The sequence below is a fragment of the Streptomyces mesophilus genome, from assembly GCF_011044995.1.
GTDB classification, from domain to species: Bacteria; Actinomycetota; Actinomycetes; order Streptomycetales; family Streptomycetaceae; genus Streptomyces; species Streptomyces mesophilus.
In genome coordinates this window covers 1-1,450 of record NZ_JAAKZW010000455.1, presented here as the reverse complement: position 1 = coordinate 1,450, position 1,450 = coordinate 1, and the positions used below count along the sequence as shown (strand labels likewise).

The following is a 1,450-nucleotide window of genomic DNA, read 5'->3' as shown; positions in this document are numbered from 1 at the left end:
TGTATAAGAGACAGCGCCATACCCCCGCCCCCGACGTGACCCGGCCAGGGAAACAGCACCCCTACGCCACCGGCGCCCTCGCGTCGTACCGCACGAAATACCGCCACCGCACCGCGAGCAGCGTCACCGCCACCATGCACAGAACCCCGCCCCCGGTGAACGCGACCATCGGTGAGGTCAGATCCGCGACCGAGCCCGCGAGGAAGTCGCCGAGGCGTGGGCCGCCCGCGACCACCACGATGAAGACGCCCTGAAGGCGGCCGCGCATCTCGTCGGGGGTCGCGGCCTGCAGCATCGTGGAGCGGAACACCATCGAGATGGTGTCGGAGGCTCCGGCGAGCGCGAGGAAGAGCATGCCGAGCCAGAGCTGGCGGGTGAGGCCGAACGCGGCGATGAAGCCGCCCCAGCCCACCACCGCGATCACGATCGCCAGACCGTGCCGGTGCACGCGTCCGAGCCACCCGGAGAACACCCCGCCGAGCAGCGCTCCGACGGCGAGCGCGCCCACGAGCAGCCCGGTGGTCGTCGCGTCCCCGTGGAACCACACCACCGCGACCGCGGGAAACACGGCCCGCGGGTGCGCGAGGACCATCGCGCACAGGTCGGAGAAGAAGGTCATACGCAGGTTCGGCCGGGTGGCGAGGAAGCGCAGCCCGTCAAGGACCGAGGCCCGCTTGCGGGTGTCCCCGGAAGCGGAACGGTCCGGCTTCATCGAGGGCAGCCGCCACATCGCGTAAAGGGCGGCGGTGAAGGTGACGGCGTCGATGAGGTACGCGGCCTGGAAACCCCAGAGGCCGACGAGCAGGCCGCCGAGCATCGGTCCGGCCATCAGCCCGAAGGTGGTGGTCATGGAGCCGAGCGCGTTGGCGGCCGGCAGCTGCTCGGGCGGGAGCAGCCGCGGAATCATCGAGGTGCGGGCCGGCGACACGATCGCCTGGCACAGCGCCTGCAACGCCACGATCGCGTACAGGAACCAGACGCGATGGAAGTCGGCGAACGCCGCGCCCGTGAGCGCGAAGGAGAGCAGACACATGCCGCTGGACGCGTAGAGCCCGAGCTTGCGGCGGTCCACGGTGTCGGCGATCGCGCCCCCGTACAGACCGAAGGCGACCAGCGGGACGAGCGAGAAGAGACCGACCAGGCCGACGGAGAAGCTGGAGCCGGTGATCTCGTAGACCTGGAGCGAGATGGCCAGTGCGGTCATCGCCTGGCCGGTCCAGGAGACGGTGTTGCCGATCCACAGCCTTCGGTAGTCGGCGGAGGTGCGCAGCGGGGTGATGTCGGCGAGGATGCGCACCCGGCGGCGCGCGGCCCGAGCGGGTATCTCTTCCGCTGTGCTGTCGACGGGACGGCTCTTGCCGTCGGAGGGGGCACTGGTCACAGGGGATGGTAACCCCCACTCCCTTGAGCACCCCCTACACCAGGTCCACCCGTCCGGCCTCTCCCCACC

Annotated in this window: 1 protein-coding gene; it reads right to left on the bottom strand. The window is 70.4% G+C overall.

Going from position 1 to position 1,450, the window contains the following annotated elements; all coding sequences use genetic code 11:
* Nucleotides 1-61 precede the first annotated feature (61 nt).
* Nucleotides 62-1,324 carry an MFS transporter gene (locus G6045_RS40525; protein WP_328708102.1) on the bottom strand — a complete coding sequence of 421 codons (1,263 nt, stop codon included), beginning with the start codon at nucleotides 1,322-1,324 and terminating at the stop codon, nucleotides 62-64.
* Nucleotides 1,325-1,450 lie beyond the last annotated feature (126 nt).